Raw genomic sequence first — 26025 nt, forward strand, 5'->3', positions numbered from 1 at the left:
CCTTTGGAAATAGCGATGGATACTCCCGACGACGTAAAACATGAAACGGTGATGGACACCGGAGCCGAGCAGCTGGGGAAAACCTACGCGCAAGCTCTGCTGGCTGCCGCCCAAAAAGCGGGGCGGACCGAACAGATCGTCGACCAACTCAATCAGGTGGTCGACCAGTACCTGCGCAAAAGTCCTCCGCTTGCCGCCGCGTTTGCTTCGCCGCGAATCGATCTGCACGAAAAGCAACGGGTCATCGACCGAGTCTTCGGCGGTGATTTCGATCCGCTGTTGCTGACGTTTTTGAAGGTGATGGCGTCGCGTGGTCGGCTCGCCCATGTCGCAGCGGTTCGCGAGGGCGTGTTGACGCTGTTTGACGAAATGAGCGGCCAAGTGCTGGCGAAAGTCAGCACCGCCGTCCCGCTCAGCGACGGCCTGCGTGCGTCGATCAGCGAAAAACTGGGGACCGCAACGGGAAAGAAAGTTCGACTTCAGGAAGTCGTCGACGCCGACTTGATCGGCGGCATGGTGATCCGAATCGGAGATACGGTTTTCGACAATTCCGTCGCCAATCGCTTGAATGGCATCGCCAAACGAGCCAGCGAGGGATTTTCGGCCAAGATCGCTGAGAAATTCGATCAATTGACCCAATAACACTCGGAAGCAGCCTCCGCCTGATCAGGCCCCGCTTCCACAATCGACCTATCAAAACCACAAACACTCTGACGCATTAGATTGCCATGAAATTTAGCAGCGATGAAATCGCATCGGTCTTGCAACAGGAGATCGAAAACTTCGACAGCAAGATCGACGTCCGCGAAGTCGGTACCGTCCTGGAAGTCGGTGACGGGATCGCGCGTGTGTATGGTCTGTCCGGTGTGATGGCCGGGGAGATGGTGGAGTTCCCCAACGGTGCGATCGGCCTGGCGTTCAACCTGGAAGAGAACAGCGTCGGGGTGATTATTCTCGGCGACTACCTGACGATTCAAGAAGGCGACGAAGTCAAGGCGTTGGGAACGCTGTTGAGCGTGCCGGCCGGCGATGCGGTCATCGGGCGCGTCCTCGACCCGCTCGGCAACCCGCTCGACGGCAAAGGCCCCGTGCAATCGGACGTCACCCGCCCGGTGGAAATCATCGCGACCGGTGTCGCCGAACGGCAACCGGTGACCCAGCCGATGCAAACCGGCATCAAAGCGATCGACGCGATGACGCCGATCGGTCGCGGTCAACGGGAGCTGATCATCGGCGACCGAAAAACCGGTAAGACCGCGATCGCCATCGACGCGATCTTGAACCAAAAGGGTCAAGACGTGAAATGCTTCTACGTCGCCATCGGCCAAAAGGACAGCTCGGTCGCCGGCGTCGTCGACGTGTTGGAAAAATACGGTGCGATGGAATACACGACCGTTGTCGTCGCCGGAGCCAGTGCGCCCGCCCCGCTGCAATACGTCGCGCCCTACGCCGGAACCGCGATGGCCGAACACTTCATGTTCAATGGCGGCCATGCCCTGATCGTCTATGACGATTTGAGCAAGCAAGCGGTTGCCTATCGTCAAATGAGTCTGTTGATGCGTCGCCCGCCGGGCCGCGAAGCATTCCCCGGTGACGTGTTCTACTGCCACAGCCGTCTGCTGGAACGCTCGTCCAAGCTGTCCGACGAACTCGGCGGTGGCTCGATCACCAGCTTGCCGATCATCGAAACGCTCGAAGGCGAAGTTTCGGCGTACATCCCGACCAATGTGATTTCGATCACCGATGGCCAGATCTACGTCCAGCCCGACCTGTTCTTCTCCGGCGTTCGCCCGGCGATGAACCCCGGGATTTCGGTCTCTCGCGTCGGTGGTGCGGCCCAGATCAAGGCGATGAAGAAGGTCGCCGGCGGTTTGCGATTGGACCTCGCGGCGTTCCGGGCCTTGGAAGCGTTCGCCCAGTTGGGCACCGACCTCGACCCGGCCACCCAAGCCCAATTGGACCGTGGTTACCGGATGGTCGAACTGCTCAAGCAACCCCAGTATCAACCGCTTTCGGTCGCCGAACAGGTCGTCAGCTTGTACGCCGGTACCAAGGGCCACCTGGACGATGTTGAAATCAAAACCGTCCAACAATGGGAAAAGGACTTCTTGCAGTACATCAACGACAAGCACGCTGCGTTGCTGGATTCGTTGATGGAACAAGGCGATTTGACCGACGACGTCGTCAATACGCTGGAAACTGCCATCAAAGAGTTCAAGGCCGGCTACACGCCGACCGCCTGATCTCATTCACTGAAAACATTCCGTCCTCGTTTAACGATTCATGGCCAACGCAAGAGCGCTTGATAAACGACGCAAGTCGATCCGCAACATCCGCAAGATCACGCGGACGATGGAGCTGATCGCGACGGCGCGGTACAAGAAAGCGATGGACCGGGCCCAAGCCGCGACCGCCTACACCGAACAGATCACCCGGATCGTCGGGCGTCTCGCCGCTGCCGGCCTGGATGTCCAGCATCCGTTGCTCGAGCAACGTGACGAAGTCAAGAACGCACGCGTCCTGGTGCTGACCAGCAACCGCGGCCTGTGCGGCGGATACAACGGCTCGGTTCTGCGTGAAGCGATGCCGCGGATCAGAGAATTGAAGGAATCGTTGCCGAACGTCGATGTCGACGTCAGCGGGAAACGAGGCGTCGATGGGCTCGCGTTCCGCGGCGTCACCACCGACGAAAAACACCTCAATTTCGAAGACCAACCGGCCTACGCCGAGGTCGAAAAAATCGCCGAATCGTACCTGTCCCGGTACATCACCGGCGAACTGGACCGGCTGGACGTGATCTACACCAAGTTCATCAGCACGTCCAAGCAAATCGCCACCGTCGAAACGCTGCTGCCGCTCGGTTCGCTGGGCGATGACGCCGATCAAGACGATGCCGGCGGCACCAACGTCGAATACGAATTCCTGCCCTCGGCGGAAAGCATTCTCGAAGAAGTCGTGCCGACCAGTTTTAAAGTCCGCCTGTTCAAGTGTTTCTTGGACGCCGCGGTCAGCGAACAAGTCGCGCGGATGATCGCCATGAAGGGCGCCACCGAGAACGCCGGCGACATGATCAAACAACTCTCGATGACTTACAACCGGGCCCGACAGAGCCAGATCACCGGCGAGATCATGGAGATCATCGGCGGCGTCGAAGCTTTGGAAGGTTAAATCCACACACTCTGGTGACCGGTCGCACCAGGCGGCCCGCCCCACAACACGTTTTTAGCGAAGAAGAATAGCATGTCCACCGCAACCGAAACTCGCGTCGTCGGCAAAGTCACGCAGGTCATCGGGTCGACGTTCGACGCCGAATTCCCCGAAGGCCAAATGCCGAAGATCTACAACGCTCTGGAAGTCAAGAGCGAGCACAAAGGGGTCTCGATCGACTTGGTCGGCGAAGTCCAACAGCACCTCGGCGGCGGACGTGTCCGTGCGATCGCACTGGGCAGCACCGACGGCATGATGCGTGGCATGGACGTCATCGATACCGGCAAACCGGTGTCGGTCCCCGTCGGAAAAGAAACGCTCGGTCGCGTCTTCAACGTGCTCGGCGAACCCATCGACAAACGTGGCGAGGTCAACGCCGAAGATTACTGGCCGATTCACCGTCAAGCACCGCCGGTCAACGAGCTGTCGACCAACACCGAATTGTTCGAAACCGGGATCAAGGTCGTCGACCTGCTGACCCCCTTCGTCCGCGGTGGGAAAGCCGGGCTGTTTGGTGGTGCCGGCCTGGGCAAGACCGTGATTCTGACCGAATTGATCGCCCGGATCGCCAGCAGCCACGGCGGTTACTCCGTGTTCGCCGGTGTCGGTGAACGGACCCGCGAAGGCACCGACCTGTGGTTGGAAATGCAGGAAACCGAAATCGGTCAAACCGGACGCAAGGTCATCGAGCAAACCTGCATGGTGTTCGGCCAGATGAACGAGCCGCCGGGATCCCGTCTTCGCGTCGCCCTGTCGGCGTTGACGATGGCGGAATTCTTCCGCGACACGACCGGAGCCGACACGCTGTTGTTCGTCGACAACATCTTTCGTTTCTCCCAAGCCGGTTCGGAAGTGTCCGCGTTGCTCGGACGGATGCCTTCGGCGGTCGGTTACCAACCGACGCTGGCGACCGAAATGGGTGCCCTGCAAGAACGAATCACGTCGACGAAAAAGGGTGCGATCACGTCGGTTCAAGCCGTCTATGTGCCCGCGGACGACCCGACCGACCCCGCCCCGGCAACCGCCTTCGGCCAGTTGGACGCGTTCATCTATCTGGAACGATCGATCTCGGAAAAAGGGATTTATCCCGCCATCGACCCGTTGGCGTCCAACTCGCGGATTCTCGATCCGCAGTACGTCGGTGATCGCCACTATGCGATCGCACGTCGCGTCCAGACCACGCTGCAACGCTATCGCGAACTGCAAGACATCATCGCGATTCTGGGTGTCGACGAATTGAACGAAGACGACAAGACGATCGTGCACCGTGCACGCCGAATCGAACGATTCCTATCCCAACCCTTCTTGGTCGCCGAAGTCTTTACCGGAAAGGCCGGTGAGATCACGCCGCTGGAAGATACGATCCGCAGCTTCGAAGAAATCTGTGACGGCAAGTGGGATCACCTGCCCGAACAAGCCTTCATGTACGTCGGTTCGATCGAACAGGCCGAGGCACAAGCCAAGAAGATGGAGAAGAAATAAGCCATGGCGATACGCTGCATCGTAGTCACGCCCGAACGCACCGAAGTGGATTGCGAAGCCGATTCGGTGACGCTGCCCATGTACGACGGATCGGTCGGCATCCTGCCCGGTCGCGCCCCGATGATCGGTCGGTTGGGTTTCGGCACGCTCCATCTGGCTACCGCGGCGGGTCCGCAGCGGTACTTCGTCGACGGCGGCTTCGCCCAGGTCGAAGGCAACGTCGTCAGCTTGCTGACGTCACGCTCGATCTCTGTCGATCTGCTCGATGTCGGCAAAGCGGAGGAGGCGCTCGAAGTCGCTCAAGAGATGCCGGCTTCGACACCCGAGTTGGCACAACTGAAGGACACCGCCGTCCGACGCGCCCGCGGTCAACTACGCTCAGCCCGCTAGGCTTTGTCCAGGACCGCTCTTAGCACGTAGGGCATGCTGTGCATGCCTGCTGTCACGCACAGCGTGACCTACACGCTATCTCGATCTCGTCCTTCATCCGGCGAGACCACCGCCACGATCCCGGCGAGATCCTTGTGTTGTTCCTGCCGGAAAGCACACTCGTCAAATGCGACGATCTGCCAACCCGCCTCGACGATCACCCTGCGCACATAATTCGGTGAGTGGAGGTACCGATGATTCCGTGAAACGACAACGTCATCGGAGTTGCTGCATTCAATCGTGAACGCGAAATGGCCGCCGTCCTTGATTCGCCCGCGCGCCGCAGAGAATACCGGCAGCAAATCGCCAAAGTAAATCAAGACGTCGGCGGCGAGGATCAAATCATACTGGGCTTGCCGGGACAAGAAATCCAGCACATCGGCACAATGCAGCTCGTCATAAACGTTCTTGACCTTGGCCTTCTCCAACATCCGCGTCGACAAATCAACGCCAACCAACCGTTGGGCCATCGGTCGGAACGGTCGACCGCAAAGTCCCGTGCCGCACCCCAGATCCAGAATTTGCAAGTCGTTCCGCGATTCACAACGATCGACCGCGCGGTACAGCAATTCGGGGCCTGAATACTGCAGCGCGCCCAGGTGGGTCTCGAACGTTTCCGCGTAATCATCGAACGTTTGGGTGACCATTGTCGCGGGCGTCGCCGGCGGTGGATCCTTTCCTGTCAGGGACGACAAGTTAAAACAGTTTTCAAGATTGTCGGGCTCGCGTTTAAACAGAATCTTGCGCGCGGTGATGGCATCATCGAGATCCCCGTGTCGCTCCGCCGTCTCGGCGAATTCCAACAGTAGCTCGCTGTGATCGATTCCCGCCACGATCAGCTCGCGATAACACTCCAAGGCCCGAGCCAGTTGCCCCGATCGTCCGGCGACGGCGGCCAAACCGCGGAGGGCGTCGAAATACTTGGGACGCAACTCGATGGCACGTTCAAAGGCAGCCGTCGAATCGTCAACGTCTCCGGCATGGGCGCAGATCACCCCGAGCAAATAAAACGCTCGCTCGAACGAAGGATCAAGGGTGGTTGATCGTTGGCAGCAGCGGCGTGCTTCCTCCAGATCGCCGCAGCCGAGATGCGCTTCAGCCAAGGCACGAAACGCTGCCGCCGATTGGGGCGACAACCGAACGGCCTGCTGCAAGACCGCAATCGCGTCTGGGTGCCTCCCCGCCGACAGCAGGTCGAGAGCCGTTTGAAGCATCGCGTCATTGGTTTCCGGCATGGCTTGCTAGATTAATTGCGGGCTGGATTAAACGAGGACGGCGGCTAAGACAAGGATCACAATCAGCAGCCCCGCACTGACTTTCCCGAGCGTGCCGAACGTTCGGCCCCAGAAAGTCGAGTGTCCGACCGACCAGTTTTCTTTCCAGGACCTGCCGTCGGACCATTCGCCGTACATCGCACCGGCGGCCGCGCCGATTCCGCCAAACAGGATCGCCGCGATGACCGATCCGACCACGGGCACGGGGACCCCCACAACAGCGCCGGTGATCGCGCCGACCATCGATCCGATGATCGAATACAGCGTCGATTTACGACTCGCCCCGGCCCGCTTGGCGCCGGCGGCACCGGCAAGAAACTCAAACAGTTCGCCGACCAATGCGATCGCAAATCCGGCCAACACCGGACCGTAACCGATCGCCAAACGCCCCGTCGCCGGTCCCAACCAAGCGTACAACGCGATCAACAACACACAGATCCAATTGCCCGGCAGCGCGATCAGGTTCGTGATCCAGGCCGCCAAGCAACCGAGAACCAGCCCGATTGCCAACAAAATGACGCCGGTCGTTTCCAGCCACGGAGTCCACCCGTCGGCGGTTTCAGCAAAGAGCAACACGGCGGCGGTCATGAAACCTGATGTAAACGTGAACGGTGAAGAGGTTGGAATCCTGGCACGTATTAGACACCGATTCATCCACCGTTCCCAGGCAAGGCCGTTCCCAGGCAAGCTAGACGCTTACCCCACACTGAAACGGTACAATGGTTGCACTCCTTTCGTTCTTCACCAACCACGCGTTCGGGAGCCAGCACCATGTCCACTCCAGTCCAAGCCACGTTCGCCATCGCATTGCTCGCGATGGTTGTCGGATGCGGCGGCAAGCAATCCGTCATGACCACCGAAGACGGGGAACAAGTCACGGTATGATCGCTTCATGGCGGATGAGGCCGCGTCGGATCTAGCAAGAGAGGTGATCGGTGGAACGCTCGATGAATAAACAACCTGACGACTTGGTCCGACTGGACGTCAGCGTTCCGATCTGGGATCGCTTCTTTAAGGTCGCTCCATTGGTCGTGATCGGAACGCGGGAATGGGACGCCGAATCGTGAACAAAGCAACCGCAGGAAAGCTCTTCAGCTGGTTGACGGCACATCAGGAATCCATGGTGCGGCTGGCCCGCGAAACGGCACTGATCGAATCACCGTCGGCCGACCCCGCGACTCAAGGCCCGGTGTTTGATCGGTTCGAGGCCGAACTGAATTCCATCGGATTCCGCTGCCGGCGTTTCCCGGGCAAGACCTCCGGCGGCCAGCTGTTGGCCATGCCGGGCGACCCGAGTTCGCACACCGACCGACAGCTGCTGTTGGGACACTGTGACACAGTCTGGCCGGTCGGCACCCTGGCCAAAATGCCGGTCGAATCTCGTGACGGACGGCTGCATGGTCCTGGCGTGTACGACATGAAAGCGGGTCTCGTCCAAGCGGTGTTCGCCCTACGTGCGCTGCGTGAACTGGGGCTCACTCCGTCGGTCACACCGGTGTTGTTCATCAATTCCGACGAAGAAATCGGCAGCGGCGAATCGGCTTGGCGAATTCAAAAACTGGCCCAATGCGTCGACCGCGCGATGGTGATGGAGCCGTCGCTCGGCCCGGAAGGACGGCTGAAGACGGCTCGCAAGGGCGTCGGCCGATTCGTGATCACGATCAGTGGCAAAGCGGCCCACGCCGGCTTGGATCCCGACAAGGGGATCAGCGCGATTCTGGAACTCTCGCACGTCGTCCAAACGCTGCATGCGTTGAACGATCCAGAAGCCGGCACGACGGTCAACGTGGGCACGATCGATGGCGGTGTCCGCCCGAACGTGGTTGCCGCCGAAAGCCGCGCCGAAGTCGATGTTCGCGTCCGTACCGAAGCGATCGCGCGGCGAATGGAACAGGCCATCTATGCGATGCAGCCCACCGTGGCGGGGACGCAAATCAAGGTCACCGGACACATCGGCCGCCCGCCGCTGGAGCCGACGCCACGCAATCGAGCGCTCTGGCATCGCGCCCAAGCAGCCGCCGATGTGTTGGGGATTGAAATTCGCGAAGGCACCGCCGGTGGTGGTTCCGACGGCAATTACACCAGCTTGCACACCGCGACGTTGGACGGTTTGGGTGCAGTCGGTGACGGAGCCCATGCGCTGATCGAACATGTCATCGAAGACAAGATGCCTGAACGCGCCGCGCTGTTGGCGTGCTTGCTGATGGGAGCTCCGATCTCGGATCGCGACAGCCCACCAGACCCCAACGCCTGGGCCGAATCGGTGGCGTTCACGCCGGACGATTCCATCAACTCGGAAGTGACTTCAACGGACCGACGATGAGGTGCCAGCGATGTGTGAAAACAAATATACGTTCGGATTGCCGACGGACGGCTCTGATTCACCCGGCGTCCTGCAGAATCCGCTGGACCGCACGCTCAATCTGGTCGGAAAAGTTCGGTGTCCACCAATCCTGAAAACGCTGCTCCACCTGTTCCATCATTCGCTTTTCCTTTCTCGCGAGCGATCTGAATTGCTTTGCACGACTGGATCTGGTTTCCTTTCGCGCCAACCGTTTCATGCGCTCACGCGCAATGGCATGGTCGTGCAGTTCCCCCAGCACCTCTTGGACGTTGCAAAGGACCGGATAGATCCGGGTGCGAACCTCGGCGGGCAAGACGTCACCGAGCAGCTCGATGGTGTATCGGAATCGCTTTGCCTGGATACGAAATCGGTGCAATTGGTCGACGCGGTCAAGATCGCGATTGGCGTGTTTGAAGAAACACCGTGAATGATGGGCGAGTTGCATTTTTGCAAACCCATTCAAGTCCTGTTGCGATTGGCAGCGGATCGCGCCGAGCAGTTTCTTCACGCGTCTTGCCAAATGGTCCTTATCCATCAGTGCGCGATTCAAGTCCGCGATCGATCTCCGAGCCTTTCGCCGCAACGGTGTTAATCGTCGCATCAACCGCTTGTGTTTTCGCGAATCCGAGTTGCGATAACGGAGGGCGAGCACGTCCAGATCACGAGCGACACCGGCAACCTGACGAATGCCTTTCATCCGCCGCTCCATCCGACGCGCCAATTTGCCAGGCAAGACGTCCTTGTACAGATGCAACGCCGCGATGACCCGTCGCGTGCTGACGCGTAACTGATGCACGTGTTCGATCGATGCGTCCGACCGCGCACTCGCCCGGGGCAGATAGTACAACACCGCCGCGAGCCGGTTGGAGAGGGTCAGTCGAGCGGCGGTGGCGACGCAGCCTTCGGCGTTTTCAAGACGCACCCATTTCCCTGAATCCTGAGCAGCCAGACCGCGTTTTGATTTGTCACGCTTGGAAGACATGGAGCAGATAAAAATCGCAGTTTAGGATGCAGCATGGCGTCGTCTCTCGAGCCGCCATTGTACTCCATCCCATGCAGCCCCTTCGGGCAACGCTGTGAAGCATTTTTAGCGGTAGGGCGCAAGCCCTCCGGTGTTTCGGCAACGATCAGCGACCGGAGGGCTTGCGCCCTGCCGCTAACAACTCGTCAAACGCAGGGAAGCATTTTTAGCGGTAGGGCGCGAGCCCTCCGGTGTTTCGGGACCGATCAGCGACCGGAGGGCTTGCGCCCTGCCGCTAACAACTCGTCAAACGCTGGGAAGCAATGCTTCACAGCGTTGCCCTTCGGGAATCGGGTAGTTGGTCGACGTCCCGAGTCACTGGAGGTCCGAAAACCGCTTTCGAATCCTGTCCAGCTCGCGGCGGTACCCTTCCGCGTCACCGAATTGGCAATACAGACACTGCCGCGTATGGCAGCCCTTCGCCCGCCGCGCATGCTTGATCGGGCACCAGTACTGTTCGGTCCGGGAAGCGATTTCCCGGGCATAGGCCAGCACGCCGTTGGAGTAACCGCAGTACACGCAGTTCAGTTTTTCGATCCCATTGAGATAGGCCAACTGGTACCGATCGATGACCACGTATTCGTGTCGGTAGACGCCGGGAATCCGATAGACCGGAAAGCAAAGCCACTGGTAGACCGTCACGAATAGATCCAGCATCGCGATCGGGATCAACAACGCATAGATCACCGGCGCGATGAGCACCGTCATCACCGTCGAACCGAGCAGGTAACGCCAAAGGGAGGTTGCGAAGGCGCGATGGCGACGGCGGAGATCCGCGTCGAAGACCACGTTTTCACGTTGCCGCTGGTCGGGAGGTTCACCCGCCGAATGGTGGATTTTCTCCGCCACGCTGCGCTCGAGTGTTTGGATCTCGGCGATCAGCTTTTCGAGGGGATGACTCATCCGCGTCGGACTGCTGGTTAGGGGGAATCGAGCACGGATCAGATCACTCGAACGACTCGTGCCCAGACGGTGCCTGGGAACAAGCAATCAAAGCGTGCCCGAGGGCACGCTTTCGTTTCGGCCAACGACAACAACGTGCGATGACGCACGTCCCGTCATTCCCATTCAATCCGTCATCGCCATTTTTGCGAATTGGATTCTCTCATATTCTTCGTCGGGCGATTGCAGCAACGCTTGCACGGACGGATCGATCAAGCTTTCCAGCCACTGCCCGGGGGGAATGTCATGGGACCGTTCGGCGAAGCAATCGAAGGCATTGAGGAAGACTTCTTCGACGATGTCGGACACTTGAAAGGGGTGCTCCAACCGCGAGCCGATTTCGGGGTAGCGTTCGATCCAATGGCTGATCCGCGAGGCCAGCGAGGACTCGAAGACATCCATTTCATGGCGAAACTGCTGGTAATCGTCATCGCCTACGGCTTGGACGATGGCCTCGACATTGATTTCGCCCAGGGGGGCGACATCATGTCGGGTGCCCGCGGCGAGTTTCTCGGCCTCCTCGCCGACCCGCATCTGGCGTTTGTAGGCGCGAACCTTCTTGGTCAGTTTTCGGATACAGCTTTCGAACGCCGGATGCACCTTGTGGTGACGTTCGCCGGTGAACAGCATTTTCCCGGAGAGCCCTAGACTGGTTTTGACGTGGTAGTCACGCGCTTTTTGATGATGGACGACCGTGATGTGCAGATCTGACACAGGGAAGTCCGCCACCAGGTTGCGCAACGTGTGGAGATCGAGTTCCATGTCTTCGATCTGGTCGGCCGACAATTCGCAGCCTTTGGTGTCCAGTTCAATTCTTAGGTTGTAGCTCTCGTCGGAAAACGTCATTGTTTAGCTCCTCTGCAACAATTGGATGCGATGGTGTACCGGTCAAACGTCGTCGAAGTTGCACGTTCGATCCGATACGTCGCGCGACAGCAACGCCTGCTGTCCGTGATCGCACTCAGGTAAGCAAAGCCTGTGCCGCGTTGGGCGAAACCGCACGCTTTAAGAGCTTTTCTGAACCGGGCGATTCCGATCGTGATGGCAGCGTCAATGCGACTGCGATTTCGAATCGGTTTGCTGCAGGTGCGGTTTCCCCGGCCGAGTGGCCTCGCTCGCGGTGACCAGGTCGACCCGTTCCAGGTTCTTTGTGCCGGTCACGATGTAGGTATCCTGGGCGTTGACCTCGCGTTGATAACGGCGGCGATACCGGTCGCCGTAGCCGTAGCCGATCGACTGGTAGCTTCCGCTAGCACTGCTCTGGTAAGACGCGGTGGAGTGGGGCGCGGTGAACTTGTTGATGACCACGCCCATCACCCGTGATCCGGTCCAACGCAGCATCGCGACGGCTTCTTTCGCGTTCGGTTTGCAACGACGTTGGATCCGCATCACCAAGATCGCGGCATCAACATAGGTGGTCACGATCGTGGGATCGCTGACCATCAGCAGGGGAGGCGTATCGACGATGATAAAGTCGTAGTTGGCCCGCGCCCATTGGAAGACGTCAGCCAGTTCGGCCAACGTCAGCGCCTCGGCGGGGTTGGCCGGCAGCGGACCGCAGGGCAGGATGTCAAGGTTCTCGATCGGCGTTTGATGGACCGCCTGGGCGGCGCTCAATTCACCGTTGAGCACGTTTGCCAAGCCGATCTTGGTCTCCAAATTAAAACGCAGCGAAAGTCTCGGGCTTCGCAGATCCAAGTCGATCAGCAGGGTGCGTTTTCCCGACTGGGCGATCGAGCAACCGACGTTGGCTGCCAGCGTACTTTTTCCGTCACCCGGCAAGGGGCTGGTGATCTGAAACACCTTGCTGTCGGTTTGTCGACGATCCAATAGCATCGCCGTCCGGACGGCGCGCACCGCTTCTGCCGCCGGTGAATGTGGCCGATGGATCACCGCCAGCTTGGGATCCAATCGCGCAATCGAGTTGGTGGGCATTTGCTTTCGTTTAGGGCTGCGTCCCCCGTCAACGGGAATGTGCGTCAGCACTGGGGCCTGCAATTCGTGTTGAATCGCTTCGGCGCTGCGAAAGGTCTTCGCGCCGGCTTCAAACAGCAGCGCCAACAGTCCGCTCAATCCGAGACCCAGCATGGCGAACACGGCCAAATCTTTCTTCAAATCGGGACCGGTCCGGTGGGCTTTGCCGGTCGCCAACAGCGGTTCGACAAGGATCCCGCCGTTGATGTCGATCAATTCCAGGGCGGCCAATTGCTGTTCCAATTGGATCAACATGCCTTGCAGACTGGCGATGCGTCGACGGAACGAGGCGTCGGTGTCTTCAAATTTTTTCAGCTCATCGGCGGCCAGTTTTTCGGCATCAATTTTCCGATCGACTTCGGCGAGGTCTTCGTTGGCGACACGCAAACGTTCGCTCAATCCGCGAATGTAGGCGTCGACCGCTTCACCGGCACGCACCACCTGGGCTTGGGTCGATCCGTTTGCCTCAGCGATCTGTTGGCTCTGCTCGCTCAGTTCTTTGCGGCGTCGGTCGACCTGGGCGATCAACTCGTTCAATTTGCTTTGGGAACTTTCGATCTGCGTCACGATCGATTTGACTTCGGGGTGCGATCGACCGTACGCCATCTCCAATTGTTCCCGCCGGATCACCAGCGGAACAAGCTTCTTTTCGACCTCGATCTTTTGCATCTCCAGATCGTCCGTTGCCAGACGGTCGGTTGATTTCCCATTGAGCATCAAACGCGAGTCTTCGAAGACATCACTGAGTTGGCCGATGATCATCGCCACCATCAGCGGATTCTTGTGACGGCTTCGCATGCTCTCTGCGAATCGCAATTCACCGTCGAGCTGACGCTGCTTCTGCTCCAGTTGATCGCGAAAGGATTGCAGTTGAAACTGACGGTGACGGTGAGGATTGACGACCTGGCCATTGGGATCCCATTCCAACGGGGCGCCTTCTCGAAACGTCTTGTAGGCTTCTTCCAATTCAGCCTGTTGCGGCAAGAGTTTTTCTTGAGCTTGGCTGACCAATTGCTCAAATTCATTGACCCGCAACTCACGTTCTTCTTGGAAATGGGAGCGGATCGAATCGCTGACCGCGTTGACGGCGGCGACGCAAACCTCTGGATCGTGTCCGTCAAAATGGACCGCTGCGATCAAACGGTCGCGAGAGTCCTTCAGATCTGTGATCGTTTGAAATTGAATCCCGCCCCGCACCATGGCGATGAATTGATCGTTGGTCAGTTCCCGCAAGGCCGGAATCGACCGCAGCTGTTCGTTTAGATGGACCCGCCCGGCGATCGCATCGGAACTGATCAGCGATTGCATCAGATTGCCGCTGGGGATTCCGCCGCGGACGAGACCGGTGGACGTGTCGAGCGTCAACGGTGTATCGGTCTTGAACATCAGCCGGGTCGTGGCACGATAGGTCACCGTTTTCTGCCGGTTGACCCAATATCCCAATAGCGTTCCGATCGGCAGCAAGATTGCGATCAGCCATTTGTAACGCCACAAGACCGTTCCGATCGCCTCCCCCTGTAATCGTCCACCATCACGTTCCATCGCATGACCGGTGTCAGAATGAACGTGTGGAGGCTGTGGTTCCAACATGGAGGGTGGCGGAGGCTAGAGGCAGCGAGGCGGGAGCGGAGCAGGGGTGATGATCTGGTTGACTCTAGGGCGGAATTAGTCAAAACGACGACGTTCGAGCCGCCCAATTGATGGCGGACTTCCCTCGTCGGCCGTTGATCAGTCCAACGCATCCACATCGACATCGCAGAGCACAAACGTCCGCGTCGCCTGTCCGCGGTCGGCTTTCAGCCATTGCCTGCGTTCTTGTGCGATTTCGCCTAAGATTCGCTGTGCGTCGGCCGGGGCGATGGCCCCCGCTTCGCCGGCGTAGGCGAGTTGAATCCCACGCCAGCCCAGCGCTTCCAGGGGACGATGGAGTTGTTGCAGCAGTTCGGCCAGCTGCGACAACCCTGCGGCATCGCGGGTCTCCTCCGATGCCATCGCGGCGCCGATCGTGGTGGTTTTCCGGATCGTCTCGGCCCTGCGGCTGGTCGCCTCCGCTTCGTCGACCGCCCCTAACTCACGCAGCGACTGGCTCATCAACGCATAAGCGTGAGGATCGGTTGGATCGCGAATCACACATTCGCCAAGCGCTTTGACGGCTGCGGCGTGCTCGCCCTGAAGCGCCGCCGCGACGCCTCTGGCCAGCCAGGCGTCGGGGTATCGATCAACCGCGTCGGTGCTGCCGGCGATCCAGTTCCCCAGCGCCTCGCCGTCGTCGAGTTGGGCATAGGCACGTCCCAGCAAAGCGTCTTCTTCGGCGCTGCGAACTTGAGATGCTTCCAGACGCGATCGAACCGATGCCCATTGATCGCGGCTCACCTCCACCCGCGCCTTGCCCAACGTTCCGATGGGATCAAAGCTGTCCTTGGTCACATCACCGGGGAAGGGGTGCGAGATGGAGAGCAGCGCCCGGAGTTCGTCTTCCATGATGTCGCCGAGAGAACAGAGCCGGCTCAGGTGCTCGGCGGCTTCGATGCGTCGCCCTTGCCGCAGCATCAACCGTGACAAGTTACGGTGCACCAGGGCGGCATCGGGTACCTGGTCCAGCAACTTTCGATAGCGTTGTTCGGCTTGGGAGTACTGCCCGAAGCGGACCATCCATTCCGCCGTCTGCCCCAACACGGGCAGCCGAACATCGGGAGTCGTCGTCGCCAATTCGTCGAGCATCATGATGGCCTCCGGAAAACGCTTGCGATTGCCCAAGACCAGCGCCATCAGAAAAACGACTTGCGGGTCATCGGGGGCCAGCCGCATGGCCTGCCGCGCCAAATGGAATGCCTGTTCATCCTGTCCGGCTTGCAACGCCAGCATCGCTTGGCGGTGAAGTGTTGCGGGATCCGGCGCGGAGGGCTGGTCCGCTGCCGCGATCGACTCGGCAGGTGTCGGCGTCGCCTGATTCGACGGTGCGGGTGCATTGTCCGCAGGTGCATTGTCCGCAGGTGCCCTGTCCGCAGGTGCCCTGTCCGCAGGTGCCGTTTCCGCCCCGCTCGGATTCGCCGCGCTCGGATTCGCCGCGTCGGTGGGAGCTGCCTGCGACGGCGTGGGTGACGCCTGCTTTTTGTCACAACCGCTCCACACGGCAACCGACAGGACGAGGCACGCGGAAACAACGATGCTCTGGTGAGGTCGCACTTTCAATCGACTGTTCCCCTGCGCTGGTATACTTGCTTTCTGGCGTTTCATTGATTGTCGGTCGAATCGCCTTGCGGCACAATTGGGAAGTTCGTCGTCGACTCGGCGGATGAACGTTGGCCGTGACAAACCATTGGTGCCCCTTGGGAGTGAGACGGGTGAATCGTGGACTGATCCTTCCCAGCGCGGGCGTTTGCTTGATTCTAATCGCGTTTGCGGCGTTTCGCGGACCACAGGATCTCGCGGACGTCGACGCTCGGATGACCGTTGCCGCGGATGATTCGACGGGCAAGGCGTCATCCGCCCCCACGCTCGTCGGTCGTCAGGTCTGTCGCGAATGCCATGCCGAGAATTTCGCTTTGCATGCCCAGCATGGTCATGCATCAACGTTTCATCTGGTTTCGCAAACCGATCTTGCCGAGACGTTTGACGGCCAGTCGTTCGACGCAGGCGAGCCGTACGGGACGTACCACTATCATGCCGAGGGAGAAGGCAGACTCTCGGTCTCGCTACCGGAGCGGTTTGAACAGGATCGTTTTCCGCTGCAGTACGCGCTGGGCTCGGGACACCATGCCCAAACGATGCTAACGTTGACCACGGCGGTCGACGGCCAAACCGAGGGGATCGAACACCGTGTGACCTGTTATTCCGATGGACGTCTCGCTCTGACGCCGGGACACGCGAACAAAACCCCCCACGATGCGTTGGAGTACTTTGGCGATTCATCGCGGGGCGAACCACTGCAGCGGTGCATCTACTGCCACACGACGAGTGCGAAGATTGTCGGTGAAACGATCGTCGACCTGGTCTCGAGTATCAATTGCGAGAAGTGTCATGGCCCGGGCAGCGAGCATGTGCGGGCGGCGCGATTGAACCCCACCTCGCCGCCACCCTATTCGGTCGGCGAACCGAGTTGGGACACCGAGTCGGAATTTCAGCTCTGCGGAGATTGTCACCGATTGCCACGCAGCATCTCCGAAAAGGAGATCCGAGACTACCCGAAACTGTTGGCGCGGTTTCAGCCGGTCGGACTGTTGCGCAGTCGCTGTTATCTGGAATCCGATCGCCAGCTGAAATGCACGACCTGTCACAACCCACATCAAACCATCCACGCCATCGAGCGATCCGAGCACGAGCAACACTGTATCACTTGCCACCAGCCTGAAGTCGCCGAGCATGTCGCCTGTCCGGTTTCACCAACAACCGGCTGCATCGAATGTCACATGCCGGCCGTCGAACTGGACGAGGGGCTGCAGTTCCACGACCACTACATTCGAGTGCATGAACCCACGCTGCGAAGCAGCCAAGCGGGCGGGTAAAGCCTGCACACCGGCCGCACGTTGGTGTCCAGCCTTCAGGCGCATCCCCACGCGCTGCGAAGCAGCAAGACGCGCGGCTGAACCCTGCACATCGGCGCGGCAAAAAAAAATCCTCGCCCATGTTTGATGGGCGAGGATGCGATTGAATTCGAAGCGAACGCGAAGCCGCTTACTGGTTGAGTTGCTCTTGGATCGTTTCGCCGGAGGCTTTGGTTCCCAACGCGCCCCACAAGCCATAAGGGCTGACTTGACCGGGGCTTCTTGGTCCGCCGCCTGCGTTGCGTCGCACTGCACCGGCGTGAGAGTCACCCGCTTCGACCGAATCGGTCATGAAGACCACGGCACCATCGACCATCAAGATGTGAGCTCCGCCTTGGTGGTTGCTGCTCGGCGGCATCGTTCCGGGACCATCGATCCACTGTCCGACACAAACCTCTCGGTTCGGTGGCAACACCGTGAACACCTGCGTGCAGTGGGCACGGAAGTTCGCCCAAGCGGCACCACGAGCTTCGTGGTTGTTTTGGCTCAGCACTTCGGGATTGTTGCAGTCCGCACCACCGTTGCACCAAAACTTGGGACGATCCGGATCGATCTCGTTGTTGTCCGCACACAAGGACGGATTGTTGTTGACCTGGTTTCCGCCACGACGGTTCCAGGACGCCGCGGTTCGAATGTCACGGTCACCCAGGTCCGTTTTGATTTCGCCCATCGCGATGGTGTTGGACAAGCCGTCCAGGATGTCACGGAACTTCGCCGCCCTGCGAATCATGAACGCACCCCGGCTGACGGAATTAAAGTTCCGGACTCCACCGGCCCCATTCGGCGTCAGATCTCCACGCTTCAACGCGTGGTGCCAAGGACTCGGCGAGTCGCCCATGCAGACCGCATAGTTGGTCCGTCCCAGTGCGGGCAGCCCAGTGCCGGGGTCGCTGGGGCAACGCAGCGTCGGAATCTCCGTCGACCACGGGATGTACCCTGGGTTTCGGGAAAAGTTGCGAGGGTTGGGCCCCATCGCAGGCCAACGCTGCGGGTTGGTCAATCCGGTGGTGCCGGGAGGCGCCGCGCCGGTGACCGTCTTGGTGCTGGGGTTGGAAACTTCCGCCCAAATTCCCTGCTGCTCGAAGAACGCCGTCAGCGGGACCAAGGCGCTCAAGCACTCGTGGTTGGCATCGTTACCCGTCCGCCACCAGCGATTGTTTTGCAAACCGATTCCCGTTCCGCCGCCATGCACGGGTAACTGCTTGAAGGCCGAATGATAGTTGTGGACCGCAATTCCGATTTGCTTGAAATTGTTACTGCAGCTCATCCGACGAGCTGCTTCACGGGCGGCTTGGACTGCGGGTAACAGCAATCCGACAAGAATACCGATAATGGCGATGACGACGAGGAGTTCGACAAGCGTGAACCCTGAAGTCCTTCTGAATCGTTGATTCATAGACCGTTCCTTTGGATAAGGGGATAAGAAAAGCGATGGCGCCAGCCTAACAAAGAAATCCTTCCCGTTAGCAAGAAAAATCTCGTTTTCGGCGAAACCAGCCCCCCGGAATAATGGAGGGGGCCATCAAACTGCCCCTCTCCATCACATCTGTGTGGTCGACAATGGGGAACGGCTCGGCCGACGCAGCGGCTACACATGGGTGCAGTGCCAAGAGAGGACGCGTCAGGCCCCGTCGATTCCCGCCCTTCGTCCCGAATGAGCGTAGCGAACGAGACGACGCGATCATGGCATGCCACAATCGACGCCAGGACAAGGCGTGCGGCCGTTCGCCCGAAACCTCGTCGTGTGGTAGCGGTGAATGCCTGTTTTAGAGGGCCTGTTGTAGACCAGGGCAAGGCCCATAGGCTCGCGCCAAACGGCTGATCATCCATGGAAATCAGCCGGTTCGCGCCGACGCGAACGGCCGCTTCGCTGGTCTTGACCTAGCGGTATGGGTCTCTCGCTCGGGACGGCACCGGCGTGAATGCCTGGGCGCCGTTTTCGGAAAGCGATCCGCTGCGTCGTTTCGCCGCGGCAACGAAACGCGGACGCGGCAGCATCGGCCCACCGGCGCCGCCGCGGTTCATCATCAACGATTCAGAGCGACGTCGCCGTTTGGCAGCGACATCCAGCCCAGAATCACTGCATCGATTTTTCCATTTCAGCGTTATATTCTTCCTCGGTCATTCCCGCCATCGCTGGGTCTTCCTCTTCAACGGGAGGAGCTTCAATCACTTGAGTTTCGCCGCTGCCACCGCAACCGGTCAGCGAAAGCGTCGTGAAACACAAAGCAGCCATCCACAACCAAGCAAACTTTTTCATCGGTTAAACCTTTCAGAATAAAATGAGTCAGAACGCGCGTGCTGGGCAGTGGGGCATCCTTGAACAGATGCCGTCTGCGTCAGCCGCGTTTGCACTCACCATAACTCACCGCCGGCCGCAACGCGAGCAGCGTGCCGATCCGACCGGGACGATTTTTTTTCAGTCGCGGCAACCGGACAGGTTCAGTCTGGCCCGAAGCGTTGTCGCCCCGTTTCGGTATCGTCAGCCCGCCTTCAGCAATTGCTCCGCGGCATCGATCAGCAACGTCTTGGCTTGACGGATCGTTTCGCCCACCGATCGGCCCGGGTCGTGAATCTGTCGCACTCGGGTCAGCCCCAGGTCCTCGACCGATGCATTCTCAAGCGCCAACACGCCACACAGCGCCGCGACCGGCACGTGATACTTTTCTCCGACGTCGGCAACCCCGCGAACCAGTTTCCCGTAGGCGGTTTGATCATCGATCTTGCCTTCGCCGGTGACGATCCAGTCGATGGTGCCGCCGGACAACAAAGATTCCACCCCGGTCAGCGAGAGCACAAACTCGATCCCCGAGAGGAACTCGGCGTGCAAAAACGCCTTCAATCCGTACCCGGTCCCTCCGGCAGCGCCGGCTCCCGGAACGTCGGCGACGTCCAATTGCAACTCTCGTTGGACGGTTTGCTGCAGTCGATCCAGGCCGCGATCGAGTCGCACGATCATCGTTTGGTCGGCACCTTTTTGCGGCCCGTAGACAGCAGCCGCTCCTTCAGGACCCAGCAGAGGGTTGGCGACATCGTTGATCGCGAAAACGCGAGCCGACGAGAGTTCAGGCAGCACACCGGACGCATCGATCGAAGCGATTTGCTCCAGCGCCCCGCCGGTCGACGGCAGCGTCGCACCATCGGCATCGAGAAATCGGTAGCCGAGGGCCTCGGCGATTCCGATGCCGCCATCATTGGTTGCGCTACCGCCCAATCCGATGTAAAGCGTTTTGGCACCGCGGCGCAAGGCGTCGGCGATCAGCGTGCCGGTTCCCAGCGTCGATGTCCGCGAGGGCTCGCGTTCTTCGGCCGCCAGCAGTTCCATCCCCGATGCCCGAGCCATTTCGATGTATGCCGTGCCGCGACTCGCGTCAAACCCATAGTCCGCCTGGATCGGACGACCGAGTGGATCGGTCGTTTGGCAACCGATCGCTTCGACGGACGCATCGCTCTTGCGAATCGCATCGAGAAACCCGTCGCCACCATCGGACGCCGTGATCGAATGGATCTGGATCCCCGAGTCGAACCGCCGCAGCCCCGTCTCGATCGCTTCGATGACTTCGGTTCCCGTCAGCGAACCTTTGAACTTATCGGGGATGATCAAGACATTCATTGGAGCCCACGCGGCGGAGACGGATAACAAGTTTCAAATTTCAAGTTGCTAATCGCTAATCGCTAACAGCTAATCGCTAACAGCCTCACCGATACCGCATTTCACACGTCACACCACCGGCGGCCCAGACGTAGGATTTCGCGGTGTAATCGGCCACCATGCGATGGCTGCTGAATCGCCACGCCAGTGTGCTGATGCTGTTCATCATGCGTTTGATCCAGAACTTCGGCAGCCCATCACTGTCACGCGTGTAGAAACACGGGATCACTTGTTCTTCCAGCGTTTTGTAGAGGGCTTCGCCATCGCGTTGATCAGTGATTTCGTCACTGACGTGTGAGCGGCCGTTGCCGATGGCGAATCCGTTGGATCCGTTGAAGGCTTCGCCCCACCAGCCGTCCAGGATGCTGCAATTGAGACCGCCGTTGAGCACGACTTTCTGGCCGCTCGTCCCGCTCGCTTCCAACGGGCGACGGGGGTTGTTCAACCACACGTCGACGCCTTGAATCAGATGACGGCAGACGTTGATGTCGTAGTCTTCGACGAAGGCGACGCGACCGGCGAAACGGGGATCATGCCGCAGGTTGGCGATCTCTTGAATGAATTTCTTGCCGGGTTCATCTTTCGGGTGGGCCTTCCCCGCGTAAATCAACTGTACCGGACGGTCGCTGTTGCCGAGCAGTTCGGCGATCCGATCGATGTCGCTGAACAACAGATTGGCACGTTTATAGGTCGCGAATCGGCGGCCAAACCCGATCGTCAAGATCCGCGGGTCCAGGATGTGTCGCGCCGCTTCGACCACGCTGTCACTTTCGCCACGCCGTCGGCATTGTCGGCTGAAGCGACGTCGCACGAACGAAACCAAGTTGTGTTTGAGTGAATTGTGCGTTTCCCACAGTTCGCCGGGGTCGACGTCGTGGATCGCTTGCCAGGCATCGGGTTCCTGCAGCCGGTGCTTCCAGTCGGTGTGGAAGTGCTTGTCGTACAACGTCTGCATTTGAACGGCTAACCAACTGGCCACGTGCACGCCGTTGGTGATGTGTCCGATCGGCACTTCATTCTCGGCGCGGTCGGGCCACATCGATTGCCACATGCGGCGCGAGACGACGCCATGCAGACTACTGACCGCGTTGGCGCATCGGCTCATCTTGAACCCGATCACCGTCATGCAAAACGATTCGTTGTCGTTGTCGGGATCGACACGGCCCAGGGCGAGCAATTGTTTTTGGCTGATGCCGAGGGAATCGCGGAGCGGCCCCAAGTGTTCTTCGACCAAGGCGGGCGGGAAACGGTCATGTCCGGCGGGAACGGGAGTGTGCGTGGTGAAGCAGGTGGCGCGGGCCGACAACTGAACGGCGTCTTCGAACGTCATCCCGTCGTTGTCCATCAACTGTTTGACCACTTGCAAGGAGCCGAACGCGGAGTGTCCTTCGTTGAGATGATAGACGCCGGGGTCGATCCCGAGTGCGGCCAACGCCTTGACGCCGCCCACGCCCAAGACCAGTTCCTGACGAATTCGCGTGCGTTCATCGCCACCGTACAAGCGGCTGGTCAATTCGCGGTCTTCCGGCTTGTTTCCATCGACGTTGCAATCGAGCAGATACAAACGCACTCGTCCGACATGCATCAGCCAGACTTTGGCCAGCAGTTGTCCGTCGCGGGTGTCGATCGCCACCGTCAACGGTTGGCCGTCTGAATCCAACGCCGCTTGGATCGGCAGATTTTCGATCTTCGTTTCCAGGTAATCTTCACCTTGGAAACCGTCTTCGTCCAAGTACTGGCGAAAATAGCCTTGGCTGTAATACAGCCCGACGCCGACCAACGGGACGCCCAAACCCGAAGCACTTTTAATATGGTCGCCCGCCAACACGCCCAACCCGCCGCTGTAGATCGGAATCGATTCGTGAATCCCAAACTCGGCCGAAAAATAAGCGACCGGCTTGGCCCCCAACACACCGGCGTTGGTCGACGCCCAGGTTTGAGAGGAATTGAGGTACTCTTGCAGGCGACGGTAGGCGTAATTGATGCGGCTGTGGAGCACCAACTCGCCGGCGCGGTCGGCCAGTCGCTCCGGCGTCATCTCACGCAACAAGGCCACCGGGTTGTGTCCGAGTTGTCGCCAGCGAATCGGATCGACGTCACGAAAGATCGCGTCGCATTCCGGATGCCAGCTCCACCAAAGGTTGTTAGCAAGCGTCCAGAGCTTGCCATACAAGTCGTCTGCATGACTGAGTTCGCTCACGAAATCCGACGTCCCCGCCGCAGGGCTAGACGAGATATTTTTGGTGGGCGGCAATTCGGTTTGGCTCATAGCGTTCCCGTCGCACAATGTAGAGAAGTCAGTGTCGCACTTAGCGAACGTTCCTGAAGGGCTCAGGACTCTGTTGTCGACCACTTGCCCCCACGAATCAAGCAACGGTCGTCGCAGGGGCGGGCAATCTTCCAAAGTTTCCGGACTGGGGTGTCGTCAAACGGTTTGGTTTTCCCCTACAACCTTGCCAACTCGCCGCAAAACGTCCAACCTAACGATCTCCGTCCAGGCAATCTCGGCCCCTGGCTCCTTTTGCAACACTCCCGACATGCGTCATTCCACCACAAGCGCCGACTTCGAGTCTTTGTTGGAAACACTCGCCTCGCAGGCTTCCAGATGGCGGACGACGAGTGATTGGCCTGCGGACTCGCTGTTGCGATGCGGCCAGCACGGCATCTTTGGCGGCCTTAGCGGGATCTCTCCGACGTGGACCGACCAGCCGATTTGGACTGCGGTCGATCAAATCGAGACGCTGATTGGTCTGGCCCGGGCGGACTTGTTGACCACCTTTGTGATCACTCAGCATGTCGGCGCGATCAAACGGATCGCGGCGTCGGATCGGCTGGCCGCTGGCGGCAACGCTGCCAGCGTCTTACAAGAATCCGTGCTACCGACGCTGATCGATGGCACGACGATCGCGTCGGTGGGCATCAGTCATTTGACGACCAGCCGCTTGCACTTGGGACGCCCCGCCGTCGTCGCGACTGCGGCCGAGCAAAGCGGCGAATCGGGCTATCGCCTGTCGGGCACCATTCCCTGGGTCACCGGAGCGCCCGCGGTCGGGTACGTCGTCGTCGGCGCGACATGCGAGGACGCGACGCAGATCCTGGTCCTGATCCATCCGTCGGACGAAGGCGTCCAACGCGGCCGCGGCGCAGAAATGGTCGCCATGTCGGCCAGCTGCACCGATGCGATCGAGCTGCACGATGTCTTTGTCCCCGAGGGGCGAGTGCTTTCAGGTCCTCGTCAAAACGTTTTGACTCCGGCCAAACCGAACGGATCCGCCCCGACCGGGGCCGGCGGACTGCAGACCTCCGCACTCGCACTCGGTTTGTCCTACGCGGCGCTGGAGTATCTGCGTGAGGAATCCAGCCGGCGTGGCAACCTGATCCCGATCGTGGACCGATTCAATGACGAACACCAACGGCTGCACCAAACGATTCGAGCAGCCGCGGGAGGAGACAGCGGTCAGGATTCAGCAGCCATCCGGACACTGGCCAACGGCTTGGTCCAGCGGACGACCAATGCCGCCATGACGACCGCCAAAGGAGCCGGAATGATGATCGATCATCCGGTCGGTCGCTGGTGCCAGCAGGCATTGTTCTTTCTCGTCTGGAGCTGCCCCCAACCGGTCGCCGACGCACACCTCTGCGAATTAGCTGGATTGGACTAAAGAAAAGGCAGAATAATAGAAGCGGCAGCCGGACCACCGCACGTCCTCTCCTTGTCTCCTCGTCTCCTTGTCTCAAAACTCCGCACTCCCCGGCGTCCTGGGAAACGGGATCACGTCACGGATGTTTGCCATCCCGGTGACGTATTGAACGGCGCGTTCCAGCCCCAGGCCGAATCCGGCGTGCGGGACCGTTCCATACTTCCTCAGGTCAAGGTACCACCAATAGTCGTCTTCGCTGAGTGATTGTTCAGCCATGCGTTTGCGGAGCATGTCCAAGCGTTCTTCGCGTTGGCTGCCCCCGATGATTTCGCCCACGCCCGGCACCAGCACATCCATCGCGGCGACTGTTTTTTCATCCTCACTGACGCGCATGTAGAACGGTTTGATCGTTGCGGGGTAGTCGGTCAGAATCAACGGGCCGCCGACGTGCTTCTCGGTCAAGTAGCGTTCATGTTCGGCTTGCAGGTCACTGCCCCAGGCGATCTCGTAGTCGAACTTCTGCCCCGACGATTCCAACACCTTGATCGCTTCGGTGTACGTCATGTGTTGGAACGGTTGGTCGATCACGCCGCGGATCTGGTCAATTTTTCCCTTCTCGATCCGTTGATCAAAGAACTCCATGTCTTCCCCGCAACACTGCAAGCATTCGGAGAACACCTGCTTGAGAAACTGTTCGGCGAGTTGCATGTTGTCGGCCAAGTCAAAGAACGCCGCTTCGGGTTCGACCATCCAGAACTCCGCCAGATGCCGACTCGTGTTGCTGTTTTCGGCGCGAAAGGTCGGGCCGAAGGTGTAGATCCGTCCCAGCGAGGTCGCATAGGTTTCGCCTTCGAGTTGCCCGCTGACGGTCAGGAAGGTCGGCTTGTCGAAGAAATCGAAAGAAAAATCGACCGGCCCGCCGGACTTGGCCAATCGTTCCAAGTCCAGTGTGGTGACGCGGAACATCTCTCCGGCACCCTCACAGTCGCTGGCGGTGATGATCGGCGTGTTGACGTACAGGAATCCGTTTTCGTGAAAGAAGCGGTGAATCGATTGACAGATCTGGTCGCGGACTCGCATCACCGCGCCGAGCGTGTTGGTGCGAGTACGCAGGTGTGCCCATTCACGCAGTTTTTCGAAGGAGTGCCGTTTTTTCTGCAGCGGATACGTTTCCGGGTCAGCCCAGCCGAGGACGCGGACGGCGCTGGCGTGCAGTTCCGTGGCTTGCCCCTTGGCCGGGGAGGCTTGCAATTCGCCGCGAACGACGACGCTGCAGCCGGCGGTCAACTTTTGGATTTCGCTGGCGTAGTTGTCCAGTTCACCCGGTGCGACGACCTGCAGGTTGCCCAGCGAAGATCCATCGTTGATTTCGATGAAGCTGAAACCGCCTTTGCTATCACGGCGTGTCCGAATCCAGCCGCGGATCTCACAGGGACGGCCGGCCGACTCGGCAAGACGAGCTTGTTTGACGGGAATCCAATCACTCATTGCGGCGCACTTCTTCTAGGGGATGGA

The 26025-nt window shown here is 59.6% G+C and carries 21 protein-coding genes; 8 read left to right on the top strand and 13 right to left on the bottom strand.

From position 1 onward, the window contains the following. Positions 1 to 15: 15 nt before the first annotated feature. The 5 genes from atpH to TBK1r_RS25830 all read left to right on the top strand — a co-directional run bounded on the left by atpH (position 16) and on the right by TBK1r_RS25830 (position 5079). Positions 16 to 642, top strand: a complete 627-nt coding sequence (gene atpH / locus TBK1r_RS25810) for an ATP synthase F1 subunit delta (RefSeq protein ID WP_145217467.1) — start codon at positions 16 to 18, stop codon at positions 640 to 642. Positions 643 to 728: 86 nt separating this feature from the next. Next, positions 729 to 2243, top strand: a complete 1515-nt coding sequence (gene atpA, locus TBK1r_RS25815) for a F0F1 ATP synthase subunit alpha (RefSeq protein ID WP_145217470.1) — start codon at positions 729 to 731, stop codon at positions 2241 to 2243. A gap of 40 nt (positions 2244 to 2283) precedes the next feature. Next, a complete protein-coding gene (gene atpG, locus TBK1r_RS25820; protein ID WP_145217473.1) occupies positions 2284 to 3168 on the top strand; it encodes an ATP synthase F1 subunit gamma in 885 nt (294 codons plus the stop codon). Between the two features lie 72 nt (positions 3169 to 3240). Then, the gene (gene atpD / locus TBK1r_RS25825; protein ID WP_145217476.1) at positions 3241 to 4689 is read left to right on the top strand and encodes a F0F1 ATP synthase subunit beta; all 1449 of its coding nucleotides are present in this window, start codon (positions 3241 to 3243) and stop codon (positions 4687 to 4689) included. A 3-nt stretch (positions 4690 to 4692) separates the two neighbouring features. After that, a complete protein-coding gene (locus TBK1r_RS25830; protein ID WP_095737799.1) occupies positions 4693 to 5079 on the top strand; it encodes a F0F1 ATP synthase subunit delta/epsilon in 387 nt (128 codons plus the stop codon). A 68-nt stretch (positions 5080 to 5147) separates the two neighbouring features. Here TBK1r_RS25830 and TBK1r_RS25835 read toward each other — a convergent pair whose 3' ends face one another. Together TBK1r_RS25835 and TBK1r_RS25840 are read right to left on the bottom strand one after the other, a co-directional pair. Then, on the bottom strand, positions 5148 to 6353 hold the full coding sequence (locus TBK1r_RS25835) for a tetratricopeptide repeat protein (RefSeq protein WP_145217480.1): 1206 nt from the start codon (positions 6351 to 6353) through the stop codon (positions 5148 to 5150). Positions 6354 to 6380: 27 nt separating this feature from the next. Continuing rightward, the gene (locus TBK1r_RS25840) at positions 6381 to 6980 is read right to left on the bottom strand and encodes a DUF456 family protein (RefSeq protein WP_419580395.1); all 600 of its coding nucleotides are present in this window, start codon (positions 6978 to 6980) and stop codon (positions 6381 to 6383) included. A 475-nt stretch (positions 6981 to 7455) separates the two neighbouring features. Here TBK1r_RS25840 and TBK1r_RS25845 point away from each other — a divergent pair, with 475 nt between their 5' ends. Further along, entirely contained in the window at positions 7456 to 8715 is a 1260-nt protein-coding gene (locus TBK1r_RS25845) for a M20 family metallopeptidase (protein WP_419580396.1), read from the top strand. A gap of 58 nt (positions 8716 to 8773) precedes the next feature. Here the strand turns inward: TBK1r_RS25845 and TBK1r_RS25850 are convergent, their stop codons facing one another. From TBK1r_RS25850 to TBK1r_RS25870, 5 genes are all read right to left on the bottom strand, one after another. Then, the gene (locus tag TBK1r_RS25850) at positions 8774 to 9718 is read right to left on the bottom strand and encodes a CHAD domain-containing protein (RefSeq protein ID WP_145217489.1); all 945 of its coding nucleotides are present in this window, start codon (positions 9716 to 9718) and stop codon (positions 8774 to 8776) included. 354 nt (positions 9719 to 10072) lie between these two features. After that, complete coding sequence (locus tag TBK1r_RS25855; protein ID WP_145217492.1) at positions 10073 to 10660, bottom strand: hypothetical protein; 588 nt, start codon at positions 10658 to 10660, stop codon at positions 10073 to 10075. A gap of 165 nt (positions 10661 to 10825) precedes the next feature. Then, positions 10826 to 11545, bottom strand: a complete 720-nt coding sequence (locus TBK1r_RS25860; protein ID WP_145217496.1) for a hypothetical protein — start codon at positions 11543 to 11545, stop codon at positions 10826 to 10828. Positions 11546 to 11749: 204 nt separating this feature from the next. Then, positions 11750 to 14215, bottom strand: coding sequence for a polysaccharide biosynthesis tyrosine autokinase (locus TBK1r_RS25865; protein ID WP_419580397.1), 2466 nt, complete (start codon positions 14213 to 14215; stop codon positions 11750 to 11752). A 186-nt stretch (positions 14216 to 14401) separates the two neighbouring features. Continuing rightward, on the bottom strand, positions 14402 to 15859 hold the full coding sequence (locus TBK1r_RS25870) for a tetratricopeptide repeat protein (RefSeq protein WP_419581595.1): 1458 nt from the start codon (positions 15857 to 15859) through the stop codon (positions 14402 to 14404). Positions 15860 to 16017: 158 nt separating this feature from the next. Between TBK1r_RS25870 and TBK1r_RS25875 the strand changes: the two genes are divergently transcribed. Further along, entirely contained in the window at positions 16018 to 17178 is a 1161-nt protein-coding gene (locus tag TBK1r_RS25875) for a multiheme c-type cytochrome (protein ID WP_419580398.1), read from the top strand. Positions 17179 to 17347: 169 nt separating this feature from the next. On the opposite strand, the gene TBK1r_RS25880 is transcribed toward TBK1r_RS25875, so the two are convergent. The 5 genes from TBK1r_RS25880 to glgP form a co-directional block, all read right to left on the bottom strand. Continuing rightward, complete coding sequence (locus TBK1r_RS25880; protein WP_145217505.1) at positions 17348 to 18613, bottom strand: DUF1559 domain-containing protein; 1266 nt, start codon at positions 18611 to 18613, stop codon at positions 17348 to 17350. Between the two features lie 485 nt (positions 18614 to 19098). Beyond that, on the bottom strand, positions 19099 to 19245 hold the full coding sequence (locus TBK1r_RS39110; protein WP_419580399.1) for a hypothetical protein: 147 nt from the start codon (positions 19243 to 19245) through the stop codon (positions 19099 to 19101). 49 nt (positions 19246 to 19294) lie between these two features. Next, entirely contained in the window at positions 19295 to 19477 is a 183-nt protein-coding gene (locus TBK1r_RS25885; RefSeq protein ID WP_145217508.1) for a hypothetical protein, read from the bottom strand. 222 nt (positions 19478 to 19699) lie between these two features. Beyond that, positions 19700 to 20830 (bottom strand): glycerate kinase, encoded by a 1131-nt coding sequence (locus TBK1r_RS25890; RefSeq protein WP_145217511.1) that lies wholly within the window; start codon positions 20828 to 20830, stop codon positions 19700 to 19702. 85 nt (positions 20831 to 20915) lie between these two features. Then, entirely contained in the window at positions 20916 to 23138 is a 2223-nt protein-coding gene (gene glgP / locus TBK1r_RS25895; protein ID WP_145217513.1) for an alpha-glucan family phosphorylase, read from the bottom strand. Between the two features lie 268 nt (positions 23139 to 23406). Between glgP and TBK1r_RS25900 the strand changes: the two genes are divergently transcribed. Then, positions 23407 to 24531 carry an acyl-CoA dehydrogenase family protein gene (locus TBK1r_RS25900; protein WP_145217515.1) on the top strand — a complete coding sequence of 375 codons (1125 nt, stop codon included), beginning with the start codon at positions 23407 to 23409 and terminating at the stop codon, positions 24529 to 24531. A gap of 72 nt (positions 24532 to 24603) precedes the next feature. Here TBK1r_RS25900 and asnS read toward each other — a convergent pair whose 3' ends face one another. Further along, positions 24604 to 25998, bottom strand: a complete 1395-nt coding sequence (gene asnS / locus TBK1r_RS25905) for an asparagine--tRNA ligase (protein WP_145217518.1) — start codon at positions 25996 to 25998, stop codon at positions 24604 to 24606. Between the last annotated feature and the right edge of the window lie 27 nt (positions 25999 to 26025).

Origin of the sequence: Stieleria magnilauensis, from assembly GCA_007753675.1 — a bacterium.
GTDB lineage: Bacteria > Planctomycetota > Planctomycetia > Pirellulales > Pirellulaceae > Stieleria > Stieleria magnilauensis.

Excerpts from the sequence above, each read along its gene's own strand:
- TBK1r_RS25900 (WP_145217515.1), top strand. The coding sequence starts at position 23,407 with ATGCGTCATTCCACCACAAGCGCCGACTTCGAGTCTTTGTTGGAAACA.
- glgP (WP_145217513.1), bottom strand. The coding sequence starts at position 23,138 with ATGAGCCAAACCGAATTGCCGCCCACCAAAAATATCTCGTCTAGCCCT.
- TBK1r_RS25860 (WP_145217496.1), bottom strand. The coding sequence starts at position 11,545 with ATGACGTTTTCCGACGAGAGCTACAACCTAAGAATTGAACTGGACACC.
- TBK1r_RS25840 (WP_419580395.1), bottom strand. The coding sequence starts at position 6,980 with ATGACCGCCGCCGTGTTGCTCTTTGCTGAAACCGCCGACGGGTGGACT.
- asnS (WP_145217518.1), bottom strand. The coding sequence starts at position 25,998 with ATGAGTGATTGGATTCCCGTCAAACAAGCTCGTCTTGCCGAGTCGGCC.
- TBK1r_RS25885 (WP_145217508.1), bottom strand. The coding sequence starts at position 19,477 with ATGAAAAAGTTTGCTTGGTTGTGGATGGCTGCTTTGTGTTTCACGACG.
- TBK1r_RS25890 (WP_145217511.1), bottom strand. The coding sequence starts at position 20,830 with ATGAATGTCTTGATCATCCCCGATAAGTTCAAAGGTTCGCTGACGGGA.
- TBK1r_RS25855 (WP_145217492.1), bottom strand. The coding sequence starts at position 10,660 with ATGAGTCATCCCCTCGAAAAGCTGATCGCCGAGATCCAAACACTCGAG.
- atpA (WP_145217470.1), top strand. The coding sequence starts at position 729 with ATGAAATTTAGCAGCGATGAAATCGCATCGGTCTTGCAACAGGAGATC.
- atpG (WP_145217473.1), top strand. The coding sequence starts at position 2,284 with ATGGCCAACGCAAGAGCGCTTGATAAACGACGCAAGTCGATCCGCAAC.
- atpH (WP_145217467.1), top strand. The coding sequence starts at position 16 with ATGGATACTCCCGACGACGTAAAACATGAAACGGTGATGGACACCGGA.
- TBK1r_RS25830 (WP_095737799.1), top strand. The coding sequence starts at position 4,693 with ATGGCGATACGCTGCATCGTAGTCACGCCCGAACGCACCGAAGTGGAT.
- atpD (WP_145217476.1), top strand. The coding sequence starts at position 3,241 with ATGTCCACCGCAACCGAAACTCGCGTCGTCGGCAAAGTCACGCAGGTC.
- TBK1r_RS25880 (WP_145217505.1), bottom strand. The coding sequence starts at position 18,613 with ATGAATCAACGATTCAGAAGGACTTCAGGGTTCACGCTTGTCGAACTC.
- TBK1r_RS39110 (WP_419580399.1), bottom strand. The coding sequence starts at position 19,245 with ATGATGAACCGCGGCGGCGCCGGTGGGCCGATGCTGCCGCGTCCGCGT.
- TBK1r_RS25835 (WP_145217480.1), bottom strand. The coding sequence starts at position 6,353 with ATGCCGGAAACCAATGACGCGATGCTTCAAACGGCTCTCGACCTGCTG.
- TBK1r_RS25850 (WP_145217489.1), bottom strand. The coding sequence starts at position 9,718 with ATGTCTTCCAAGCGTGACAAATCAAAACGCGGTCTGGCTGCTCAGGAT.
- TBK1r_RS25865 (WP_419580397.1), bottom strand. The coding sequence starts at position 14,215 with ATGGAACGTGATGGTGGACGATTACAGGGGGAGGCGATCGGAACGGTC.